Source organism: Lacisediminimonas profundi (genome assembly GCF_008831265.1).
In the GTDB taxonomy this organism is placed as follows: domain Bacteria; phylum Pseudomonadota; class Gammaproteobacteria; order Burkholderiales; family Burkholderiaceae_D; genus Lacisediminimonas; species Lacisediminimonas profundi.
This window is the reverse complement of the sequence record NZ_VTTH01000006.1, coordinates 40,191-60,263: the sequence shown is the minus strand read 5'-3', so window position 1 is coordinate 60,263 and position 20,073 is coordinate 40,191. Positions and strand designations below refer to the sequence as shown.

At 63.6% G+C, this 20,073-nt stretch carries 19 protein-coding genes; 12 read left to right on the top strand and 7 right to left on the bottom strand.

Annotated features, from left to right (window positions below):
* Positions 1–125: 125 nt before the first annotated feature.
* The 5 genes from FVE66_RS16595 to FVE66_RS16575 all read left to right on the top strand — a co-directional run bounded on the left by FVE66_RS16595 (position 126) and on the right by FVE66_RS16575 (position 5,052).
* Positions 126–752 (top strand): Spy/CpxP family protein refolding chaperone, encoded by a 627-nt coding sequence (locus FVE66_RS16595; protein ID WP_161993312.1) that lies wholly within the window; start codon positions 126–128, stop codon positions 750–752.
* Positions 753–879: 127 nt separating this feature from the next.
* A complete protein-coding gene (locus FVE66_RS16590) occupies positions 880–1,065 on the top strand; it encodes a 4-oxalocrotonate tautomerase (protein WP_151448590.1) in 186 nt (61 codons plus the stop codon).
* A gap of 151 nt (positions 1,066–1,216) precedes the next feature.
* On the top strand, positions 1,217–2,215 hold the full coding sequence (locus FVE66_RS16585; protein WP_151448589.1) for a Bug family tripartite tricarboxylate transporter substrate binding protein: 999 nt from the start codon (positions 1,217–1,219) through the stop codon (positions 2,213–2,215).
* Between the two features lie 161 nt (positions 2,216–2,376).
* Positions 2,377–4,128 (top strand): IlvD/Edd family dehydratase, encoded by a 1,752-nt coding sequence (locus FVE66_RS16580; RefSeq protein ID WP_151448588.1) that lies wholly within the window; start codon positions 2,377–2,379, stop codon positions 4,126–4,128.
* A 36-nt stretch (positions 4,129–4,164) separates the two neighbouring features.
* Entirely contained in the window at positions 4,165–5,052 is an 888-nt protein-coding gene (locus FVE66_RS16575) for a LysR family transcriptional regulator (protein WP_151448587.1), read from the top strand.
* Between the two features lie 81 nt (positions 5,053–5,133).
* On the opposite strand, the gene grxD is transcribed toward FVE66_RS16575, so the two are convergent.
* The 7 genes from grxD to FVE66_RS16540 form a co-directional block, all read right to left on the bottom strand.
* Positions 5,134–5,445 (bottom strand): Grx4 family monothiol glutaredoxin, encoded by a 312-nt coding sequence (gene grxD, locus FVE66_RS16570; protein WP_151448586.1) that lies wholly within the window; start codon positions 5,443–5,445, stop codon positions 5,134–5,136.
* Positions 5,446–5,528: 83 nt separating this feature from the next.
* Positions 5,529–7,880, bottom strand: a complete 2,352-nt coding sequence (locus FVE66_RS16565) for a Tex family protein (protein ID WP_151448585.1) — start codon at positions 7,878–7,880, stop codon at positions 5,529–5,531.
* A 105-nt stretch (positions 7,881–7,985) separates the two neighbouring features.
* Positions 7,986–8,816 (bottom strand): peptide chain release factor N(5)-glutamine methyltransferase, encoded by an 831-nt coding sequence (prmC, locus tag FVE66_RS16560; protein ID WP_151448584.1) that lies wholly within the window; start codon positions 8,814–8,816, stop codon positions 7,986–7,988.
* Between the two features lie 10 nt (positions 8,817–8,826).
* Positions 8,827–9,300, bottom strand: a complete 474-nt coding sequence (locus tag FVE66_RS16555) for a disulfide bond formation protein B (RefSeq protein WP_151448583.1) — start codon at positions 9,298–9,300, stop codon at positions 8,827–8,829.
* A 93-nt stretch (positions 9,301–9,393) separates the two neighbouring features.
* Entirely contained in the window at positions 9,394–10,479 is a 1,086-nt protein-coding gene (gene prfA / locus FVE66_RS16550) for a peptide chain release factor 1 (protein ID WP_151448582.1), read from the bottom strand.
* Between the two features lie 84 nt (positions 10,480–10,563).
* Positions 10,564–11,853: a glutamyl-tRNA reductase gene (hemA, locus tag FVE66_RS16545; RefSeq protein ID WP_151448581.1), complete on the bottom strand. Its 1,290-nt coding sequence runs from the start codon at positions 11,851–11,853 to the stop codon at positions 10,564–10,566.
* Between the two features lie 118 nt (positions 11,854–11,971).
* The gene (locus tag FVE66_RS16540; protein ID WP_151448580.1) at positions 11,972–12,661 is read right to left on the bottom strand and encodes a response regulator transcription factor; all 690 of its coding nucleotides are present in this window, start codon (positions 12,659–12,661) and stop codon (positions 11,972–11,974) included.
* Between the two features lie 191 nt (positions 12,662–12,852).
* Between FVE66_RS16540 and FVE66_RS16535 the strand changes: the two genes are divergently transcribed.
* The 7 genes from FVE66_RS16535 to FVE66_RS16505 all read left to right on the top strand — a co-directional run bounded on the left by FVE66_RS16535 (position 12,853) and on the right by FVE66_RS16505 (position 20,072).
* Positions 12,853–13,155: an antibiotic biosynthesis monooxygenase family protein gene (locus FVE66_RS16535; RefSeq protein WP_151448579.1), complete on the top strand. Its 303-nt coding sequence runs from the start codon at positions 12,853–12,855 to the stop codon at positions 13,153–13,155.
* Between the two features lie 582 nt (positions 13,156–13,737).
* Positions 13,738–14,166 carry a division/cell wall cluster transcriptional repressor MraZ gene (mraZ, locus tag FVE66_RS16530; RefSeq protein ID WP_151448578.1) on the top strand — a complete coding sequence of 143 codons (429 nt, stop codon included), beginning with the start codon at positions 13,738–13,740 and terminating at the stop codon, positions 14,164–14,166.
* Positions 14,167–14,172: 6 nt separating this feature from the next.
* A complete protein-coding gene (gene rsmH, locus FVE66_RS16525) occupies positions 14,173–15,144 on the top strand; it encodes a 16S rRNA (cytosine(1402)-N(4))-methyltransferase RsmH (RefSeq protein ID WP_151448577.1) in 972 nt (323 codons plus the stop codon).
* Positions 15,141–15,413, top strand: a complete 273-nt coding sequence (gene ftsL / locus FVE66_RS16520; protein ID WP_151448576.1) for a cell division protein FtsL — start codon at positions 15,141–15,143, stop codon at positions 15,411–15,413. Before rsmH ends, ftsL begins: the two co-directional genes overlap by 4 nt.
* Complete coding sequence (locus tag FVE66_RS16515; protein WP_151448575.1) at positions 15,413–17,170, top strand: peptidoglycan D,D-transpeptidase FtsI family protein; 1,758 nt, start codon at positions 15,413–15,415, stop codon at positions 17,168–17,170. The genes ftsL and FVE66_RS16515 overlap by 1 nt, the downstream gene beginning before the upstream one ends.
* The gene (locus FVE66_RS16510) at positions 17,170–18,696 is read left to right on the top strand and encodes a UDP-N-acetylmuramoyl-L-alanyl-D-glutamate--2,6-diaminopimelate ligase (RefSeq protein ID WP_151448574.1); all 1,527 of its coding nucleotides are present in this window, start codon (positions 17,170–17,172) and stop codon (positions 18,694–18,696) included. Before FVE66_RS16515 ends, FVE66_RS16510 begins: the two co-directional genes overlap by 1 nt.
* Positions 18,696–20,072, top strand: coding sequence for a UDP-N-acetylmuramoyl-tripeptide--D-alanyl-D-alanine ligase (locus FVE66_RS16505; protein WP_151448573.1), 1,377 nt, complete (start codon positions 18,696–18,698; stop codon positions 20,070–20,072). The genes FVE66_RS16510 and FVE66_RS16505 overlap by 1 nt, the downstream gene beginning before the upstream one ends.
* Position 20,073 lies beyond the last annotated feature (1 nt).

Genomic DNA, 20,073 nt, shown 5'->3' with positions numbered 1-20,073 from the left:
AAGGCCCCAGGGATACATCGCGATACAAATCCGTGGTTGGGCGAAACTTGCAGGATACATGGCGTCCTCATCATGCAGACATGTGCAATGGCACATGGACGGTTAAACAAGCAAAGGAGCAATTCATGAACACGATTCGCAAGATGTTTTTGATCGGTGTGACCGCAGCCGGACTGGGTGCCGCAGCGGTTGGTGCGATGGCGCAGCCGGCGCCGGGAACGGGGCCGGGCCCGGGCAGCGGTCCCGGCATGATGGGACATGGCGGCGACCATTGCATGATGGGACACGGCGGTGGTCATCACATGAAGGGGCACGGCGCCGGCAAGGGCTCGCCGGAACAGCGCGAGGCGAGGATGAAGGAATATTTCGGCAAGCGCTCGGCCGAACTGCATGACAAGCTCAAGCTCGATGCCGGCCAGGAGCAAGGCTGGAAAAACTACCTTGCAGCAATCACGCCTGCCCAGCGCCCGCAGCGACCCGACGCCACCGCCTGGGCCTCGCTGAGCGCGCCGGAACGCATGGAGCAGCACCTGGCGCTGATGAAGACGCATGAAGCGGCGCTGAACAAGCGGCTGGACGCCACCAAGGCCTTCTACGCTACCCTGACGCCCGAGCAGCAGAAGGTGTTCAACGAGAACACCGGGCATCAGCGTCATGGGCGCGGACACCGGGGCGGGCCGGGCGGCGAGAAGGGTGGACCAGCAGGTGGGTCAGCAGGCGGACCTGGAGCCGGGGCCCAACAGCCACGATAGCTCTCGCCTGCCATCGGCAAGTGAGCAGGGCGTAGATGACAGCGCCGGCCGTTTGGAACGGCCGGCGCTGTGGCGTAAACTGGACGCGATCGATCCGGATTGCCGACTTTAATGAGAAGGGGAAAACATGCCAACCATCAATGTTCAAATGTTTGCAGGCCGTAGCGCCGAGCAAAAACGCGCGTTCGTCAAAGCGATCACCGACGCCACCTGCGAGTCGCTGGGGTGCAAGCCGGAAGGCGTGGACGTCATCATCCAGGAAGTGAAGCGTGAAGACTGGGCGACTGGCGGCAAACTGTGGAGCGATCAGTAATAGCTCGTAGTGCGCTGTCGGAAGATAATAAATTCTTCTCGTGAAGAAAAAATTGCCTACTTTCCGGTTGGCTGTCCCGCGCCAATAATCGCGGTTCCGCCGAGTCCGCGCCAGACGGATCCGGACATCTATCAATCCGACAGGAGACTCCATGACATTCAAGAAAACGCGCAGGGCCGTACTGGCCACTGCTGCCCTGGTGGGCGCGCTGTCCGCAATGATGCCGCTGCAGGCATTCGCTGCCTGGCCTGAAAAGCCGGTCACGATGGTCGTGCCCTATCCGCCCGGCGGCGCGACCGATGTCATCGGCCGCATCCTGGCACAGCGCCTGTCGACAGCGCTCGGCCAGCAGGTCGTGGTCGAAAATCGCGGTGGCGCCGGCGGCAACATCGGCGCGGCAGCAGTCGCCAAGGCCAAGCCGGATGGCTACACCATCCTGATGGGCGCGATCACTTCGCACTCGACCATGGCCACGCTGGAGAAGGGCCGCCTGCAATATGACCTGCTGAAAGACCTGACCCCGGTCATGATCGTCGGCCACGTGCCGCTGGTGTTCGTCGTGCATCCATCGGTGCCGGCCACCAACCTGAAGGAGCTGATCGCCTATGGCCGCGCCAATCCGGACAAGCTGACCTATGCTTCTTCCGGCCCCGGCGCTCCGCAGCGCATGGCGGCTGAACTGTTCAAGCGCCAGGCCGGCATTGAAATGATCCATGTCCCGTACAAGGGCAGCGGCCCGGCCATGGTCGACCTGATCGGCGGCACCGTGCTGATGATGACCGAGACGGCGCCTGCATCGCTGCAGTTCGTCAAGTCCGGCAAGCTGCGCGCGCTGGCAGTCACCACCGCCCAGCGCATCGGCATGCTGCCTGACGTGCCGACGGCAATGGAAGCCGGCCTGAAGGATTTCGACGTCAGCTCGACTTTTGGCGTGCTGGTCCCGACCGGCACCCCGGCCCCGGTGATCGATCGGCTGAATGTTGAACTGGCGAAAATCATGAAGGATCCGGTCGCACAGCAGCAGATGCTCGGCCAGGGCGTGTATGCGCTGCCGGCGACCACGCCTGCCAAGGCTGCAGAACGCCTGAACCAGGAAGTGAACCGCTGGGCCAAGGTGATTACCGACTCGAACATCAAGTCCGACCAGTAATTGCCAGTACCGCTGCAAAGCGGCCAGCGGATCGCGCTGGCCGCTTTGCGGACAAGCATTCCGCCGCCGCTTCCTTGCCGGATGCGGCGGCCTTGTAAATACCGGCGGCGGGACATCAATCCGCCGCTTTGCGTTCCCCCTCGACTTTCGACTCCCTCATCATGTCCGATTCCGATTCCATCAAGAAGCCCTCGTCCGACGCCACCGGCCTGCGCAAAGGCCTGACCAGTTATGGCGACAGCGGCTTCTCGCTGTTCCTGCGCAAGGCTTTCATCAAGGGTGCAGGCTATACCGACACCGCGCTGGACCGGCCCGTGATCGGCATTGCCAACACCGGCAGCGCCTATAACCCATGTCATGGCAACGCGCCGCAACTGGTCGAGGCGGTCAAGCGCGGCGTCATGCTGGCGGGCGGCTTGCCGATGGATTTCCCGACGATCTCCATCCATGAGAGCTTTGCGCATCCGACCAGCATGTACCTGCGCAACCTGATGTCGATGGACACCGAGGAATTGATCCGGGCCCAGCCGATGGACGCGGTGGTGCTGATTGGCGGTTGCGACAAGACCGTGCCGGCGCAACTGATGGGCGCCGCTTCTGCCAACATTCCGGCGATCCAGCTGATCACCGGCTCGATGCTGACCGGCTCGCACCGTTCGGAACGGGTCGGCGCCTGCACTGACTGCCGCCGCTACTGGGGCAAGTTCCGCGCCGACGAGATCGACGAGCAGGAGATCGCGGACGTCAACAACCAGCTGGTGGCCAGCGTCGGCACCTGCTCGGTGATGGGCACGGCCAGCACCATGGCCTGCATCGCCGAAGCGCTAGGCATGACCGTGCCGGGCGGCGCCTCGCCGCCGGCCGTCACCGCCGACCGCATCCGCATCGCCGAGCAGACCGGCGCCCAGGCCGTGCAGATGGCGCGCGACCGCCTGACCATCGACAAGATCCTGACGCCCGAGGCTTTCGAGAACGCCATGCGCGTGCTGCTGTCCATCGGCGGCTCGACCAATGGCATCGTGCACCTGACCGCGATTGCCGGCCGCATGGGACTGGAAGTGGACCTGAAGGCGCTGGACCGCATGGGCCGCGATACGCCGGTGCTGCTCGACCTGAAGCCGTCGGGCCAGCATTACATGGAAGACTTCCACCACGCCGGCGGCATGAGCACCCTGCTGCGCGAACTCAAGCCCTTGCTGAACCTGAATGCGATGACCGTCACCGGCCGCACGCTCGGCGAGGAACTGGAACGTGCGGGCCCGGGGTTTGCGCAGGATGTGGTACGCCCGATGAGCAATCCGATCTATCCGCAGGGCGGCATTGCCGTGCTGGAAGGCAATCTGGCGCCGGGCGGCGCCATCATCAAGCAGTCGGCGGCCAATCCTGAGCTGATGGAGCATGAAGGGCGTGCTGTGGTGTTCGAGAATGCAGCCGACCTGGCGACGCGGATCGACGCCGACGATCTCGATGTCACGGCCGACGACATCCTGGTGCTGAAGAACATCGGACCCAAGGGCGCGCCGGGCATGCCGGAAGCGGGTTACATTCCGATCCCGCTGAAGCTCGCCCGCGCCGGCGTCAAGGACATCGTCCGCATTTCCGACGGGCGCATGAGCGGCACCGCCTTCGGCACCATCGTGTTGCATGTCACGCCGGAATCCGCAATCGGCGGCCCGCTGGCCTATGTGCAGAACGGCGACCGCATCCGGTTGTCGGTGTCCAAACGCGAGATCAGCCTGCTGGTGTCGGCCGAAGAACTGGCCGAGCGCGCGCGCCGCAATCCGGTCACGCCACCGACCGCCGACCGCGGGTATCGCAAGCTGTTCCTCGATACCGTGACCCAGGCCGACAAGGGCGTCGACTTCGACTTCCTGCGGGCGCCAGTCAACACCGGCACCACGCCGCGCGGCTAGGGTGAGTCTAGTGCAGGGGGGTGTAAACTCCCCCGCATGAATATCGAATACCTGCAGAGTTTTGTCGCCGTGGTCGACGCCGGTTCGCTGGCGGAAGCCGCGCGGCGGCTCGACCTGACGCCGCCCGCCATGGCGGCGCGCATCAAGGCGCTGGAGGACCAGCTCGGCACCAGCCTGTTGCAACGGGCTGGCCGCGCCGTGCGCCCCACCGAGGCTGGCCTGAAGATACTCGAACGCGCCCGCGGATTGCTGCGCGATGTGCGCGACCTGCATGCGATTGCCCAGGACACCAGCCGGCTAGGCGAATTGCGGCTCGGCGTGTTCGTCTCGGCGCTGACCAGCGTGCTTCCCCCGGTCCTGAAGCGGCTGTACGAAGCCTATCCGGCAATGTCGGTTTTTGTCGCGCCCGGGGCGTCGGTTGAGTTATGCCGCCGCGTCAGCGCCGGCGAGCTCGACGCCGCGATTGTGGTCGAGCCGCAATTCGCAATTCCCAAGACTTGTGAATGGCAGGTCCTGACCGAGGAGCCACTGGTCGTGGTCGCCCATGCCAGCATGGCAGGACGCGATCCGCATGAACTGCTGCGCGAGGAGCCGTTCATCCGCTACGACCGTTCGGTCGTGGGGGGGCAACTGGCCGACCGTTACCTGCGCGACCAGGATATCCACCCCAGGCAGCGGCTTGAAATCGACGGCTTGCTGGCGATTGCGGCATTGATCGACCACGGCCTTGGCGTGTCGCTGCTGCCGGACTGGCCGGCGATGTGGTCGGGCGGCATGGCCCTGGCCCGCATACCCTTGCCGGGCCGGGCGCCAGTGCGCCGGATAGGATTGATTCGCGGACTGCAAAGTCCGCATGCCGCGCTGTCGGAAGCATTGCTGAACGAGGCGCGCAGCATATTCTCGGAAGCGCCGCGGCCGGACTAGCGCCCGCTGTGGCGTGGCCATGGCGTGGGCCATGGCGTGGGCAGCGGCATTGGCGCATCCGCAGGGGACGCGCCAGTGTTGTCAGGCCTTCAGCAGGCTCTGCAGCTCGCCGCTTTCATACATCTCGGTCAGGATGTCCGAGCCGCCGATGAATTCACCGTTCACATACAGCTGGGGAATGGTCGGCCAGTTCGAATATTCCTTGATGCCCTGGCGCACTTCCGCGTCTTCCAGCACATTGATCGTCACGATGTTTTCCGCGCCGCTGGATTTCAGCAGCTGGATCGCACGGCCGGAGAATCCGCACTGCGGGAACTGTGCCGTGCCTTTCATGAACAGCACCACCGGGTTGCCGGTGACGGTTTGCTTGATCCACTCTTGTACGTCGCTCATGGGGGGCTGCCTTGAAAATGACTGAATACCGCATTATAGGGAGAAATCCGGCGGTCGGTTGGGCGCGGGCCCGGACCGGCCTGCTAGCTCTTGAGCTTGGCGAAGGCTGCCGCCATTGCCGAATTGCCAGCTGGCGCCCGCTCTTGCTGTTGCTGGTGCTGTGAGAGGCGGCGCGTGTCGTTGCGGTCTGCGCGCTGGGCGTTCTGGCGGGCGCCGGGGGCCGGCGCTTCGTCGGACAGCCGCATGGTGAGGGCGATGCGCTTGCGCTTTTCATCCACCTCCAGCACCTTGACCTTGACCACCTGGCCGGCCTTGACCACCGTGTGCGGGTCTTTCACGAAGGTGTTGGACAGCGCCGAAATGTGGACCAGGCCATCCTGATGCACGCCGATGTCGACGAAGGCGCCGAAGGCCGCGACATTGGTGACCACGCCTTCCAGCAGCATGCCGGGCTGCAGGTCCCGGATCTCTTCGACGCCATCCTTGAAGCTTGCTGTCGTGAACTCGGGGCGCGGATCGCGGCCCGGCTTCTCCAGCTCTCTCAGGATGTCGGAAATGGTCGGGACGCCGAATTTTTCGTCTGCGTATTTCGCCGGCGGCAGCGACTTCAGCAGCTTGGCATCGCCGATCAGGGATTTCACGTCTTTCTTCAGATCCGCCAGGATCTTTTCCACCACAGGATAGGATTCCGGATGGACGGCGGACGCGTCCAGCGGATTGTCGCCGTTCATCACGCGCAAGAAGCCGGCCGCCTGCTCGAACGTCTTGTCGCCCAGCCGTGGCACTTCGCGCAATCCGGCGCGCGAGCGGAAGCCTCCATGCGAATCGCGGAAGTTGACAATGCTCTGCGCCACGCTGGAGTTCAGGCCGGACACCCGCGCCAGCAGCGGCGCGGAAGCGGTGTTGACGTCGACGCCGACGGCATTCACGCAATCCTCGACGACGGCGTCGAGAGCGCGCGCCAGCTGGCTCTGGCCGACGTCATGCTGGTACTGCCCGACGCCGATCGATTTGGGGTCGATCTTGACCAGTTCGGCCAGCGGATCCTGCAGCCGGCGCGCGATCGACACGGCGCCGCGCAGCGTGACATCCAGCTCGGGCAGTTCGCGCGATGCGAATTCGGACGCCGAATACACCGAGGCGCCGGCCTCCGACACCACGATCTTGGTGAGATTCAGTTCGGCGCGCTGCTTGATCAGGTCTTGCGCCAGGCGATCGGTCTCGCGCGATGCGGTGCCGTTGCCGATCGCAATCAGGGCGACATTGTGTTTCTCGGCCAGCTGGCTGAGCACATGCAGCGAGCCGTGCCAGTCGTTGCGCGGTTGGTGCGGATAAATGGTCGCCGTGTCCACCACCTTGCCGGTGGCGTCGACGATGGCCACCTTGACGCCGGTACGCAGGCCCGGGTCCAGTCCCATGGTCGCGCGCGATCCGGCCGGGGCCGCCAGCAGCAGCGCTTTCAGGTTGGTGGCGAACACGTTGATGGCGTCGGTCTCCGCTTTTTCGCGTAGCGCCGTCATCAGTTCGGTTTCCAGATGCATGAAGGCTTTTACGCGCCAGGTCCAGCGCACGGTGTCGGCCAGCCATTTGTCGGCCGGGCGGTTCTGGTGCTTGATGCCGAAGCGGGCGGCGATGCGGGATTCGCACGGATTGTGCGGCGCATCCCACTTCGGCTTTTCTTCCTCGGTGTCGAGCCGCAGGTTGAAGGTCAGCATTTCTTCTCGGCGGCCGCGGAACAGCGCCAGCGCCCGGTGCGAGGGAACGGTGGCCAGCGGCTCGGAATAGTCAAAGTAATCGGCGAATTTCTCGCCGGCATCCTGCTTGCCCTCGACCACTTTTGATTCCACCACGCCGTGCTCGGTCAGGTATTCGCGCAGCGATTGCAGCAGCGTGGCGTCTTCGGCAAAGCGCTCCATCAGGATCTGGCGCGCGCCGTCCAGTGCGGCCTTGGTGTCCGCCACGCCCGGGTTGTCGCCCTGGTCAGTGGTGAAGGCCGGCTTGATGAACTTCGCCGCTTCCTGCTCGGGATCGAGGGTGGGGTCGGCCAGCAGCGCGTCCGCCAGTACGGTCAGCCCCGCTTCGGCGGCGATCTGCGCCTTGGTGCGGCGCTTCTGCTTGTAGGGCAGGTACAGGTCTTCCAGCCGGGTCTTGTCTTCCGCATGCAGGATCTGGTCGAGCAGGAGCGGTGTCATCTTGCCCTGCTGCTCGATCGAGGCGACGATCGCGGCGCGCCGGTCCTCCAGTTCGCGCAGGTAGCGCAGCCGTTCTTCCAGCAGGCGCAATTGCGTGTCGTCCAGGCCGCCGGTGGCCTCCTTGCGATAGCGGGAGATGAAAGGCACGGTCGCGCCTTCGTCCAGCAGGGCAATTGCCGCCGCCACCTGGGCCGGGCGCGCAGCAAGTTCAAGGGCAAGACGTTGTTCGATCGAAGGAAGCATTGGAACTCTGGATGATGGGAAAACAAGCGAAGGATGATACGCAAACTGGGCGGGGGCGCCAGTCTTGACATCTGAAAAAAGACAAGCGGGGCGGCAGCGGCAGGGCTATGGCCTGGTATTCAAGCGCCCCCCGCTGACCCGTTCGATTCCAGCCAGGTCGCGCCAGCTTTCCACATTGCCAAAACCGGCGTGGGCCAGCAGGGCGCGCACCGCCCCGGCCTGGTCATATCCATGTTCCATCAACAAGTATCCGCCAGGCGCCAGGTGTGCCGGCGCGCCGCTGACAATCATGCGCAATGCGTCCAATCCGTCGGCCTGGTCCGTCAATGCCTGCACCGGTTCAAACCGCAGGTCGCCCTGGGCAAGATGCGGATCGCCGGCGCATATATATGGCGGATTCGAAACGATGATGTCGAACTGCATTCCCGCCAGCGGGCCATACCAGCTGCCCTCGGCGAATTCGACTTTCACGCCGTTCGCCACTGCATTTTCCCGTGCAATCGCCAGCGCCGGCGCGCTGAGATCGACCGCAAAGACCTGCGCGGCGGGATGCAGGTGCGCCAGCGCGATCGCAATCGCACCGGAGCCTGTCCCGAGATCGAGCACGCGCCAGGCCTGGTTGCCAATGCGTTCACTGGCCAGGTCCACCAGCAATTCGGTTTCCGGCCTCGGGATCAGCACATCCGGCGTCACCCGTAGCAGCAGGCCGTGGAATTCGCGATGGCCGAGCAGGTAGGCCACCGGCTCGCCAGCACGCCGCCGTGCAAAAAGATCGCGCACCGCCTGTACTTGTCCGGCCGCAGGCTGTTCATGCGAGCGCGTGATCAGCTGCACCCGTGTCAGCCCCAGCGCGTGCGCCAGCAGCAGCCGTGCTTCGAAGGGATCGATGCCGGCCGCGGCCAGCAACTGGCCGACGGTTGGCGACGCTTCGTTCATGGCGCCGGTTTCAGCGACGGCGCAGCGCCAGCCACAGCAGCGCGACCACGAACAGCGAGAACCACGCCAGCGACCATTGCGGAATCGACAAGCCGAGGATGGGTTCGTATTCAGTGGTGCACAGGCCGTCGGCCTGGAACAGGAAGGGCAGCAGCTTGGCCGTCGGGATCGTGTTCAGCGAGGTCTCGAGCGGATCGATGCCGCAGGACACGTTCGGATGCGCCTTAACCCACAAGTGCCAGGTGGCCACGCCGGCGCCGGCCAGCGCCGCCAGTGCCGCCAGCCCGGCCCCGAAACGGCGTGCGGCGGCGGGAAGGAATGCGGCAACCAGGCACAGCAGCGCGACGCCGGCAAAGGCGTAGCGCTGGATGATGCACAGCGGGCAGGGCAGCATGTCGCGCCCGAACTGCAGGTAGAGCGCGAAGCCAAGCAGCCCGATGCAGGTTAGGGCAATTGCAATCAGCAGGGTTCTGGTGGATGTCATCGGTTATGCCGGTTGGTTGTCACGGTTATGCCAGTTGCTCGTCACGATTGTGCCAGTTGCTTGCTACGACTGTGTTTGTTACGACTGTGCTTCTCACAAGACTTCGTCGCCCATCGCGGCCAGCAATTCTGCCTGATGCTCGGCCATCAGTGCCCGCGTCAGTTCGTCGAGGTCGCCGTCCATGATGAAGTCAAGCTTGTACAGCGTCAGGTTGATGCGATGGTCGGTCATGCGACCCTGCGGGAAATTATAGGTCCGGATGCGCTCGCTGCGGTCGCCGGAACCGATCAGCGATTTGCGCGTGGCCGCTTCTTTCGACTGTTGTTCGCGGGTCTGGACGTCCTTGATGCGGGCAGCCAGCACTTTCATCGCCTGCGCCTTGTTCTTGTGCTGGCTGCGGTCGTCCTGGCATTCGACCACGATGCCGGTCGGGATGTGGGTCAGCCGCACGGCGGAATCGGTCTTGTTGATGTGCTGGCCGCCGGCGCCCGAGGCGCGGTAGGTGTCGATGCGAAGGTCGGCGGGATTGATGTGGACCTCTTCCAGTTCGTCGGCTTCCGGCATCACGGCGACCGTGCAGGCCGAGGTATGGATGCGGCCTTGCGCCTCGGTAGCCGGCACCCGCTGCACCCGGTGGCCTCCCGATTCGAACTTGAGCCGCGAGTAGGCACCGTGGCCGATGATGCGCACGATGACTTCCTTGAAGCCGCCGAGTTCGGACGGCGACTCCGACACCATCTCCACCTGCCAGCGGTTGCGCTCGGCATAGCGGGTGTACATGCGCAGCAGGTCGCCGGCGAACAGCGCAGATTCGTCGCCGCCGGTGCCGGCGCGGATTTCCAGGAAGAGATTGCGCTCGTCATTGGGGTCCTTCGGCAGCAGCATCGTCTGTAGTTCGCCGGCCAGGGTTTCCATGCGCGCGCGGGCCGCCTGGATCTCGTCCTGGGCGAACTCTCTCATGTCCGGGTCGGACAGCATTTCCTCGGCGGTCTCCACGTCGCGGCCGGCCTGCACGTATTCCAGGTACAGCGCGACCAGCGGCTGCAGTTCGGCGTGTTCGCGCGTGAGCTTGCGGTACTGCTCCATGTCGGCAGTAGCGTTTTCCTGCATCAGCAGGGTGGCGACTTCTTCGAGACGGTTGGCCAGCTGGTCCAGCTTGGCGAGCATTGAGGGCTTCATTGCATCCAGTAGTGTGCGGCAAGGGCGCGCGCGGCAGTGCGCGATCGGGGTAAGGGCGGGGGAGGGTGGGCTGCGGCGGCGCCGCTAGCGCCGGGTGCGGAACAACTGCGGCAGCAGCGCCGCCAGGCGGGCCCGTTCATCGCCCTGGGCGGAATGCAACGCGCTCTGCGGGCCATGCAGGAATTTTGCGGTCAGTCCGCGCGACAGGGCGTCGAGGACGGTGTCGATATCTTCGCCGCGCGCCAGCAGCTTGCGTGCGCGTTCGAGTTCGATCATTCGTATTTGTTCGGAGTTCTCGTGCAGTTCCTGGATCACAGGCACCACGGCGCGGCTGTCGATCCAGTGCATGAACGACTGCACGCGGGTCTCGATGATGGCCTCGGCCTGGATCACCGCAGCCTGGCGGTTTTCCATTCCGGTCTGGACCGTGGTGGCGAGGTCGTCGACGGTGTACAGGAATACGTCGTCGAGACGGCCGATCTCGGATTCGATATCGCGCGGCACTGCCAGGTCGACCATGAACATCGGCTTGTGGCGCCGCGCCTTGATCGCGCGCTCGACCATGCCCAGCCCGATGATCGGCAGCGTGGATGCGGTCGAAGACACGACGATGTCGAAATTCGCCAGTTGCTCCGGCAGGTCGGCCAGGCGGATCGCGCGTCCGTCCAGCCGGTGCGCAAGCGCTTCGCCGCGCTCCAGTGTGCGGTTGGCGATGGTCAGGGATTTCGGGTTCTGGGCGCTGAAGTGCGTCGCGCACAACTCGATCATTTCACCGGCGCCAATGAACAATACATTTTGTTCGCTGATGCGGTCGAAGATGCGTTGCGCGAGCCTGACTGCGGCCGCCGCCATCGATACGCTATGGGCGCCGATTTCAGTCGTGCTGCGCACTTCCTTGGCCACTGCAAATGTGCGCTGGAACATCTGGTGGAGATAAGTCCCCAGGGCGCCGGCCGCATCGGCTTCGCGCACCGCATCCTTCATCTGCCCAAGTATCTGTGGCTCGCCGAGCACCATCGAATCCAGCCCCGATGCGACGCGGAATGCATGGCGAACGGCCTGGTCCTGGGGCAGGGTGTACAGGTGCGGGCGCAGCTCCGACACGCTCAGCTGGTGATAGTCCGCCATGAAGTGGGCGGTCGCATCGATCGCGTCATTGACACTGCGTCCGGCGCGGTTGGCACAATACAATTCGGTGCGATTGCAGGTCGACAGTATGGCGGCCTCGGCAGCGGCCTGTTCACCGATGCCGCGCGCCAGCGAGGCGCGCGCAGCCGCCACCGCCTGGCCGAGATGATCGGCCGGAAAGGCGACTTTTTCCCGCAATGACACGGGGGCCGTGGTGTGATTCAGGCCAATGGCGAGCAGCTGCATTCGGTAGTGACCGGTGCGATCGGACAAGATTGGATTAGGGACGGAAGACGGGCTCTATTATAGCCTGTTGCCCATATCCGGCTCCTGCTGCCCGATTGCAAGAGTGGGGACGTCCTGCTCAGGCCGTCGTTTGCTCGAGCCGATAGCCGTAACTGTATACCGGCGCTAGCCGGTAGCCGTGTTCCGGGCGCAATTTCAGCTTGCTGCGCACGCGTGAAACATGGGTGTCCATGGTGCGGGAGGGCACGTCGACGTCGCGCGCCCAGACTGCTTCAAGTATGTAGGCACGCGATAATGGGCGGCCCATGTTCCGGAAAAACAGCAGGGCGAGGTCGAATTCCTTGTGGGTCAGGTCGACCGCCTGGCCCTCTACCGTCAGGCGGCCGGTGCGTGACTCGAACACATAGTTGCCGAACTGAATTTGTTCGACCGCATTGTGCGAGGGGTAGGCACGCCGCAGCAGCGCCTGGATCCTGGCCACAAGTTCGCCGCGCCGGACCGGCTTGATGATGTAATCGTTGGCGCCACTTGCCAGCCCGGCAATGATGTCGTCTTCGCACGAACGGCCGGTTATGAACAGGATGGGCAGATTTGAGGGGAGGGTCTCGCGAACCGTTTGCACCACCTGGTCCGGTGCCGTGTCGGTACTCTGCCAATGCAGGATCAGCATGTCGAAATTTTCCCGCCGCAATTGGGCCAGCAGCTCTTTGCCGCTGCTGAAGGGAAAGCAGGCATGTCCCGCCGACTTGAGCACCTGGCAGACCAGGTCGCACTGGCCGCGTTCTTCATCGAGCACAGCAATTCTCATAATTGTGAAAGTGCGAACATCGAACAAGTGGGCGAAATGGACCGGAGTTGCCTCTAATTTACCAACAAATGAGGTAAAGTCCATTACTTCCTGACAATTAGTTAAATCTTCTCCCTGAGAATGTGAACTGGAGGGAACGTTGGCACGACAGCGGGTTCACAAGGGTGTCAAACATGAAAGGCACGAAACTCATGATTCTTGAATTAGCCGACCTTAGAATACAGCCGGGCAAGCAAGCGGAATTCGACCTGGCGATCCGCCGTGGCGTGGCGGAAGTCATCAGCAAGTCAATGGGCTACCTTGGCCACCAGATCAACCACTGCATCGAGACGCCCGAGCGCTACGTGCTGATGGTCTACTGGGCGACGCTGGAAAATCACACGGTGGATTTCCGCGGATCGGAGGCATTTGCGACCTGGCGCGCAATCGTCGGTCCGTATTTCGCGGCGCCGCCGGCAGTCGAACACTTCAACCTGCTCGAAAAGACGCACTGATCGCGCAGTCTTGAGCACCTCCCGAGTGCCCGGCGCGACGCGCATGGACACTCGGCGTCACGTTTGCCCGGGCCGCGGGCACCCATGCCAACCGCTCCTGCGATCGCCTGCAAGTTGCAATGTGATTTGCAATGTGATTTGCAATGCAAATTTGCACTGTAAAGCGCGCCTCGATACCGGCCGCTCATCTCCCGCCTGCCAGTGCGGATTTTCGTCCGCCCCATCTTTTTGCGAACCTGAATTTCCGGCCATGGCCTAAGCCTTGTGGCGGCGCGCAAACCGTTGTTGTCATTGATCAATTCCCGTAAACACATGTGTTAACGTGATGCGCTACCTTCAGTTCCCTCCGTAAGTGCTTCAATCGACTACAAATTGATGGTTTTCAAACTTCTGAAGGATGGTCTGTAAGTCCTTAATTTCATTGAGATAAATGAGACTTGGTGCCCTGAATATTCCTTGACCGCAAATTCTTCCTCCTCTAAAGTGGGCAGCAGTGTGAAAAAGTGTTTTTTTGTGGGAAGAATTTCTGTGGCGAAGCTGCAGAAATGACAACAAGCGGAATCAAAAAAAAGGCCATTCAAGGTGTTTCAAGGCGCGTCAGCACTCAATCTCGATGCCAAGGGTCGCATGTCGATCCCTGCGAAGCATCGTGACGCCCTGATGGTCCAGTGCGAAGGGCGGGTCACGCTGACCAAGCATCCGCACGGTTGCCTGTTGTTCTTCCCGCGGCCAGTGTGGGAAAGCCATCGCGAGCAGATCGCTTCCTGGCCGATGTCGGCGAAATCCTGGCAAAGGATTTTTCTCGGCAATGCGCAGGACGTCGATCTCGACAGCGCCGGCCGTATCCTGGTCGCGCCCGAGTTGCGCCGCGCAGTCGGCATTACCCGCGACGTGATGTTGCTGGGCATGGGCAGTCACTTCGAGATTTGGGACGCGGCCAAGCTGGAGCAGAGCGAAGCCGAGGCGGTAGCGGCCGGCATGCCGGATGTGTTGAACAATTTTTCATTCTGATTCGTGATGATGTCCCCAGCGGTGCCAGAACTGCAGCACCGTACAGTGCTGCTAGATGAAGCAATCGAAGCGCTTGCGCTCGAGGGCGAGCGTCGTGACGGCATTTACGTGGACGGCACTTTCGGGCGCGGCGGGCACAGCGGCAGGATCCTCGGGCAGTTGTCGGCACAAGGGCGCCTGCTGGCGTTCGACAAGGACCCGGAGGCGATCGCAGTAGGCCGCGCGCTGGCAGCCGCCGATCCGCGCTTCGACATCGTGCATGGCAGCTTCGCAACACTGGACGAAGAACTGGAGTCACGGGCAATCGGGGAGGTGGATGGCGTACTGCTGGACCTCGGGATTTCTTCCCCGCAGGTGGATGCAGCCGAGCGGGGATTCAGCTTTCGCCATGACGGTCCGCTCGACATGCGCATGGACACGACGCGTGGCATTTCGGCGGCCGAGTGGCTGGCTACCGAAAGCCAAGAGAACATACAGAAAGTGATACGCGAATATGGGGAAGAACGGTTTGCTGTTTCGATTGCAAAGGCGATTGTTGCTAGCCGGGCAGTCGCGCCAATTTCAAGCACACGGCAGCTTGCCGGGATCGTGGCTGGCGCTGTCAAGACCCGCGAAAAAGGCAAGGATCCGGCCACTCGTACCTTTCAGGCCATCCGGATTTACATCAATCAGGAGCTTGAAGAACTCGAAGTAGGTTTGGCACGCGCGTTCAATCGCTTGGCTCCGCACGGGAGGTTGGTGGTGATCAGCTTTCACTCGCTGGAAGACCGCATCGTCAAGCAGTTCATGGCCAGCCGCGCAAAGCTGCCCCAGCCGGACCGTCGCCTTCCCATTCGCGCCGTTGACTTGCCCTCACCTGAAATGCGCCTGCTGGGCCGGTACAAGCCGGACGACGCCGAGATAGCCGTCAACCCGCGCGCCCGTTCCGCCATCATGCGCGTCGCCGAGCGGATTCCTCTCCCGGGAGGCCTGCAGTGAGCGGCCGCTTCGCCTCCGTGCTGACCCTGTTGCTGGTCCTGTGCGCGCTGTCGCTGGTCACGGCGCAGTATCAATCACGCCGCCTGTTCATCGAACTCGAGCGTGCCCAGGGCCTGGCGCGCCAGCTTGATGTCGAATGGTCGCAGTTGCAACTCGATCAGTCCACGCTGGGCAAGAGCGCGCGCATCGAGGCCAACGCCCGGCGCGACCTGAACATGGTCCCGGTCACGCCCGGACGCACCCAATACCTGACACTGGGGGGCAAATAATGGCTGTCGCCCCCCGCACCACCGCTGCCCGCGGGATACCCTTTTCCACCAGTCCGCTGCTGGCAGTCAAGCTGCCTGCATGGCGTTCGCGTGTGGTCCTGTTCGTGCTGTTCGCCGCATTCTTTGCATTGATCTGCCGGGCGCTCTGGCTGCAGGGCTTGTCGCGCGAATTCCTGCAAAAGCAGGGCGAGTCGCGCTATGCGCGCACACTGGAGTTGCCAGCCACACGCGGCAAGATCACCGACCGCAATGGGCAGGTGCTGGCGTCGTCCTTGCCGGTCAAGGCCGTGTGGGCGATTCCGGAGGACGTGCTGGAAGCGCCGGCTGACAAGCTGCGCGAACTGGCGCGCCTGCTGGAGATGAACGAGCGCGACCTGCGCAAGAAGCTCGATTCGGACCGGACTTTCGTTTACCTGAAGCGCCAGGTCGAGCAAGAGACGGTCGACAAGATCCTCAAGCTGAACATCGCCGGCATCGAAACGCGCAAGGAGTACAAGCGTTTCTATCCGGAAGGCGAAGTGATGGCCCATGTGGTCGGCTTCACCAATGTCGAGGACGCGGGCCAGGACGGAATGGAACTGGCGGCGCAGAAAACCCTGGCCGGCACCACCGGCAGCCGGCGCGTGATCAAGGACCGCCTGGGCCGGGTGGTCGAGGATATCGGCGCAATCCGCGACCCGCACGATGGCAAGGAGCTGGTGCTGTCGCTGGACAGCAAGATCCAGTACATCGCCTTTACCAAGCTCAAGGAAGCGGTCGACCTGCACAAGGCAAAGGCAGGCGCCGCGGTGGTGCTGGACGTGCGCACCGGCGAAGTGCTGGCGCTGGCCAACCTGCCAACCTACAACCCGAACAACCGCTCGATCCTGACCGGCGCCCAACTGCGCAACCGGGTGCTGACCGATACCTTCGAGCCCGGTTCGACCATGAAGCCGTTTACCGTCGCGCTGGCGCTGGAAGAAAAGCGGATGACGCCGGCAACCATGATCCAGACCGCGCCCGGCAAGCTCACCATCGGCCGTGCCACCATTGGCGACGCCCACCCGCATGGCATATTGAGCGTGGCGCAGATCATCGAAAAGTCTTCCAACGTCGGCACCGCGAAGATCGCGTTGCAGATGGAGCCTGAAGAGATGTGGGAGATGTTCACGAACGTGGGCTTCGGCCAGCAGCCGCGCTTCGGTTTCCCTGGCGCCGTCGCCGGCCGGGTGCGGCCGTTCAAGTCCTGGCGGCCGATCGAGCAGGCGACCATGAGCTACGGCCACGGCATTTCAGTGTCGCTGATCCAGATGGCGCGTTCCTACATGATCTTCGCCCGCGACGGCGACATGATCCCGCTCAGCTTCCAGAAGCTGAACGAGAAACCGGTCGGCCAGAGGGTGATTTCCGAGAACACCGCGCGGGCGCTGCGCGAAATGCTTGAAAAAGCGGCCGGGCCGGGCGGTACCGCGCCCAAGGCGCAGGTTGCAGGTTATCGGGTTGCCGGCAAGACCGGCACCGCCCACAAGCTGGCAGGCGGCCAGTACGTACGGAAATATGTGGCGTCCTTCGTCGGCTTTGCGCCGGTGTCCGACCCGCGCATCATCATCGCCGTGATGGTCGACGAGCCGTCCAACGGCCAGTACTACGGCGGTAATGTGGCAGCGCCGGTGTTTTCGGCGGTCGCGGCAAGTGCGCTGCGCGCCCTGAACGTCGCGCCGGATTCCAGCGTGACCAACATCATCATCCCGCCGGATGCGCTGGTGGAGAGCCTGTGATGCCAGTGACCGACGCCATCATCGCCAACGCCACCGCCTGGATGAAAGGGGCGGCAAGCGGTGCGCAGCTGTGCCCGGACTCGCGCACGCTGGCCGCTGGCGACCTGTTCCTGGCCTATCCCGGCGACACCTCGGACGGACGGCGCTACATTGCCGATGCAATCAGCCGCGGCGCGGCCGGCGTCGTGTTTGAAGAGTCGGCGGATTTCGCCTGGGATCCGGACTGGACCTTGCCGCACCTGGCGGTTCCGGGCTTGCGCCAGCTGGCCGGGCTGATCGCCTCGGCCTGGTATGACGCACCGGACCGCAACATGTTCGCGGTCGCCGTCACCGGCACTAATGGAAAGACCTCTTGCACCCAATGGCTGGGTTGCGCGCTGTCGCAGGTGGACGGGCCGGTTGCCGTGGTCGGCACGCTCGGCGCCGGCCTGTGGGCCAACGGCCGCATGGGCGAGTTCAGTGCCACCGGTTTCACCACCCCCGACGCCGTGCAACTGCAGCGCCGGTTGGTCGAATTGCGCGATGCCGGCGCCTGGGCGCTGGCCATCGAGGCATCGTCGATCGGCTTGCAGCAGGGCCGGCTCGATGGCTTGCACTTTGACGTCGCCCTGTTCACCAACCTGACCCGTGATCATCTCGACTTCCACGGCAGCATGCAGGACTACGAGAACGCCAAGGCGATGTTGTTCGACTGGCCGGGACTGCAACATGCAGTGCTCAACCTGGACGATCCGGCCGGGTTGCGGCTGGCAGGGCGGCTTGGTTCGCGCCCGGGCCTGTCGCTGATCGGTTACACCATCGACGATGCTGCTGCCACCGGGTTGGATTTCCCGGTATTGCGGGCGAGCCAGATCAAGAGTACCCAGGCCGGCACCGGATTCAATCTTGATTCGCCGTTCGGCAGCGGACCAGTGCGCACCCAGTTGGTCGGCCGCTTCAATGTCAGCAACGTGCTCGGCATTGCCGGCGTGCTGCTGGCGCGCGGGATCGAATGGCAGACCACCATAGACCTGATCGAGAACCTGCAGTCCGTGCCGGGACGCATGCAGCAACTTGGCGGGCAGGATGCGCCGCTGGTGGTGATCGACTACGCGCACACGCCGGATGCGCTGGAAAAAACGCTGGCTTGCCTGCGCCAGGTGGCGCAGGAGCGCGGTGGCCGGCTGTGGTGCGTGTTCGGCTGCGGCGGCGACCGCGATCCCGGCAAGCGGCCGCAGATGGGCGCAGTCGCGGCAGCGCTGGCCGACGACGTCGTGGTCACCAGTGACAATCCGCGCACCGAAGATCCGGCCGCGATCATCCGGCAGATCGTGGCGGGCATGCCCGTTGCGCCGCAGACGGTAGAAGATCGCGCGGCCGCGATTCTTTGGGCGATTCGCCATTCGTCGCGGGCAGACGTGGTTCTGCTGGCCGGCAAAGGCCATGAAAATTATCAGGACATAAAGGGTCGCAAGCAGCTGTTCCTGGACGAGGACCATGCTGCGCTGGCCCTGCTGTCGCGAGCGACGATGAAAGGAAATACTTGATGCAGTCATCGTTGGCTCATCTGCAACGCCGCGTCGCCGGCTCGGTCATGACGACCGAGGCGGTGTTCAGTGGCGTATCGACCAACAGCCGTGAAGTGAGGCCGGGAAACCTGTTCATCGCTTTGCGCGGAGAGCGTTTCGACGCCCACGAATTCCTGGGCCAGGTGGCAGCCGCCGGTGCGGCAGCCGTGGTTGCCGAGCGGGTGCCGCCGGGCTTTGCCTTGCCGGCGCTGATCGTTCCGGATAGCCGGATCGCACTGGGTGAAATCGGCAATTTCTGGCGCACCCAGTTCGACATGCCGCTGATCGCGGTCACCGGCAGCAATGGCAAGACCACGGTCAAGGAAATGATCGCGTCCATCCTGAAGCTTGAGTACGGGGAGGACAATTACCTTGCCACCCGCGGCAACTTCAACAACGAGATCGGCGTGCCGCTGACCCTGTTGCGGCTGGAGGCCGGTCATCGCGCTGCCGTGCTTGAACTTGGCATGAACCACCCCGGCGAAATTGCACGTCTGGCCGCCATTGCGCAGCCGACCGTGGCGCTGGTGAACAATGCCCAGCGCGAACATCAGGAATTCATGGCCAGCGTCGAGGCTGTTGCGCAGGAAAACGGCAGCGTCCTGCGCTCGCTGCCGAAGCACGGTGTCGCCGTGTTTCCGGCAGACGACACCTATACCCCGCTGTGGCGCAGCTATGTCAAGGGCGGCGTCCAGCGCAAGGTCCTGACCTTCGGGCTGTCGGATGACGCCAGCGTGTCCTGCACCTGGAAGCCCGCCGCATTCGGCAGCGAGATGACGGTCAGGGTCAAGGATCACACCTTTGTGCTCAACCTGGCGGCCGCCGGCGTCCACAACGTGCGCAACGCGCTGGCGGCGATCGCCTGCTGCCTTGCGATCGGCGTGCACCGCAAGGCAATCGTGCGCGGGCTGGAAACGTTCGCGCCGGTCACTGGCAGGCTGCAGCACAAGGTGGCGGCAAATGGCGCCACTGTGATCGATGACACCTACAACGCCAATCCGGACTCGGTGCGCGCCGCGATCGACGTGCTGGCGCAATGCGCTGCACCGCGCGTGCTGGTACTGGGCGATATGGGCGAAGTCGGGCAGGAAGGCCGGCAGTTCCACATTGAAATCGGCGCCTATGCGCGCGGGCGTGGCATCGAGCAGTTGTTCACCCTGGGCGAACTGGCACAGCATGCGACCGCGGCGTTTGGCCCCCGTGGCCGCCATGCGGCCGACATCGACGCGCTCAACCAGGCCGTGCAGGCAGTCGCCTCGCCAGAGACGACCGTGCTGGTAAAAGGATCGCGCTTCATGCGCATGGAACGGACAGTGCAGTACCTGACTGGCGAAACAAAACAGGAGGCGCACTGAC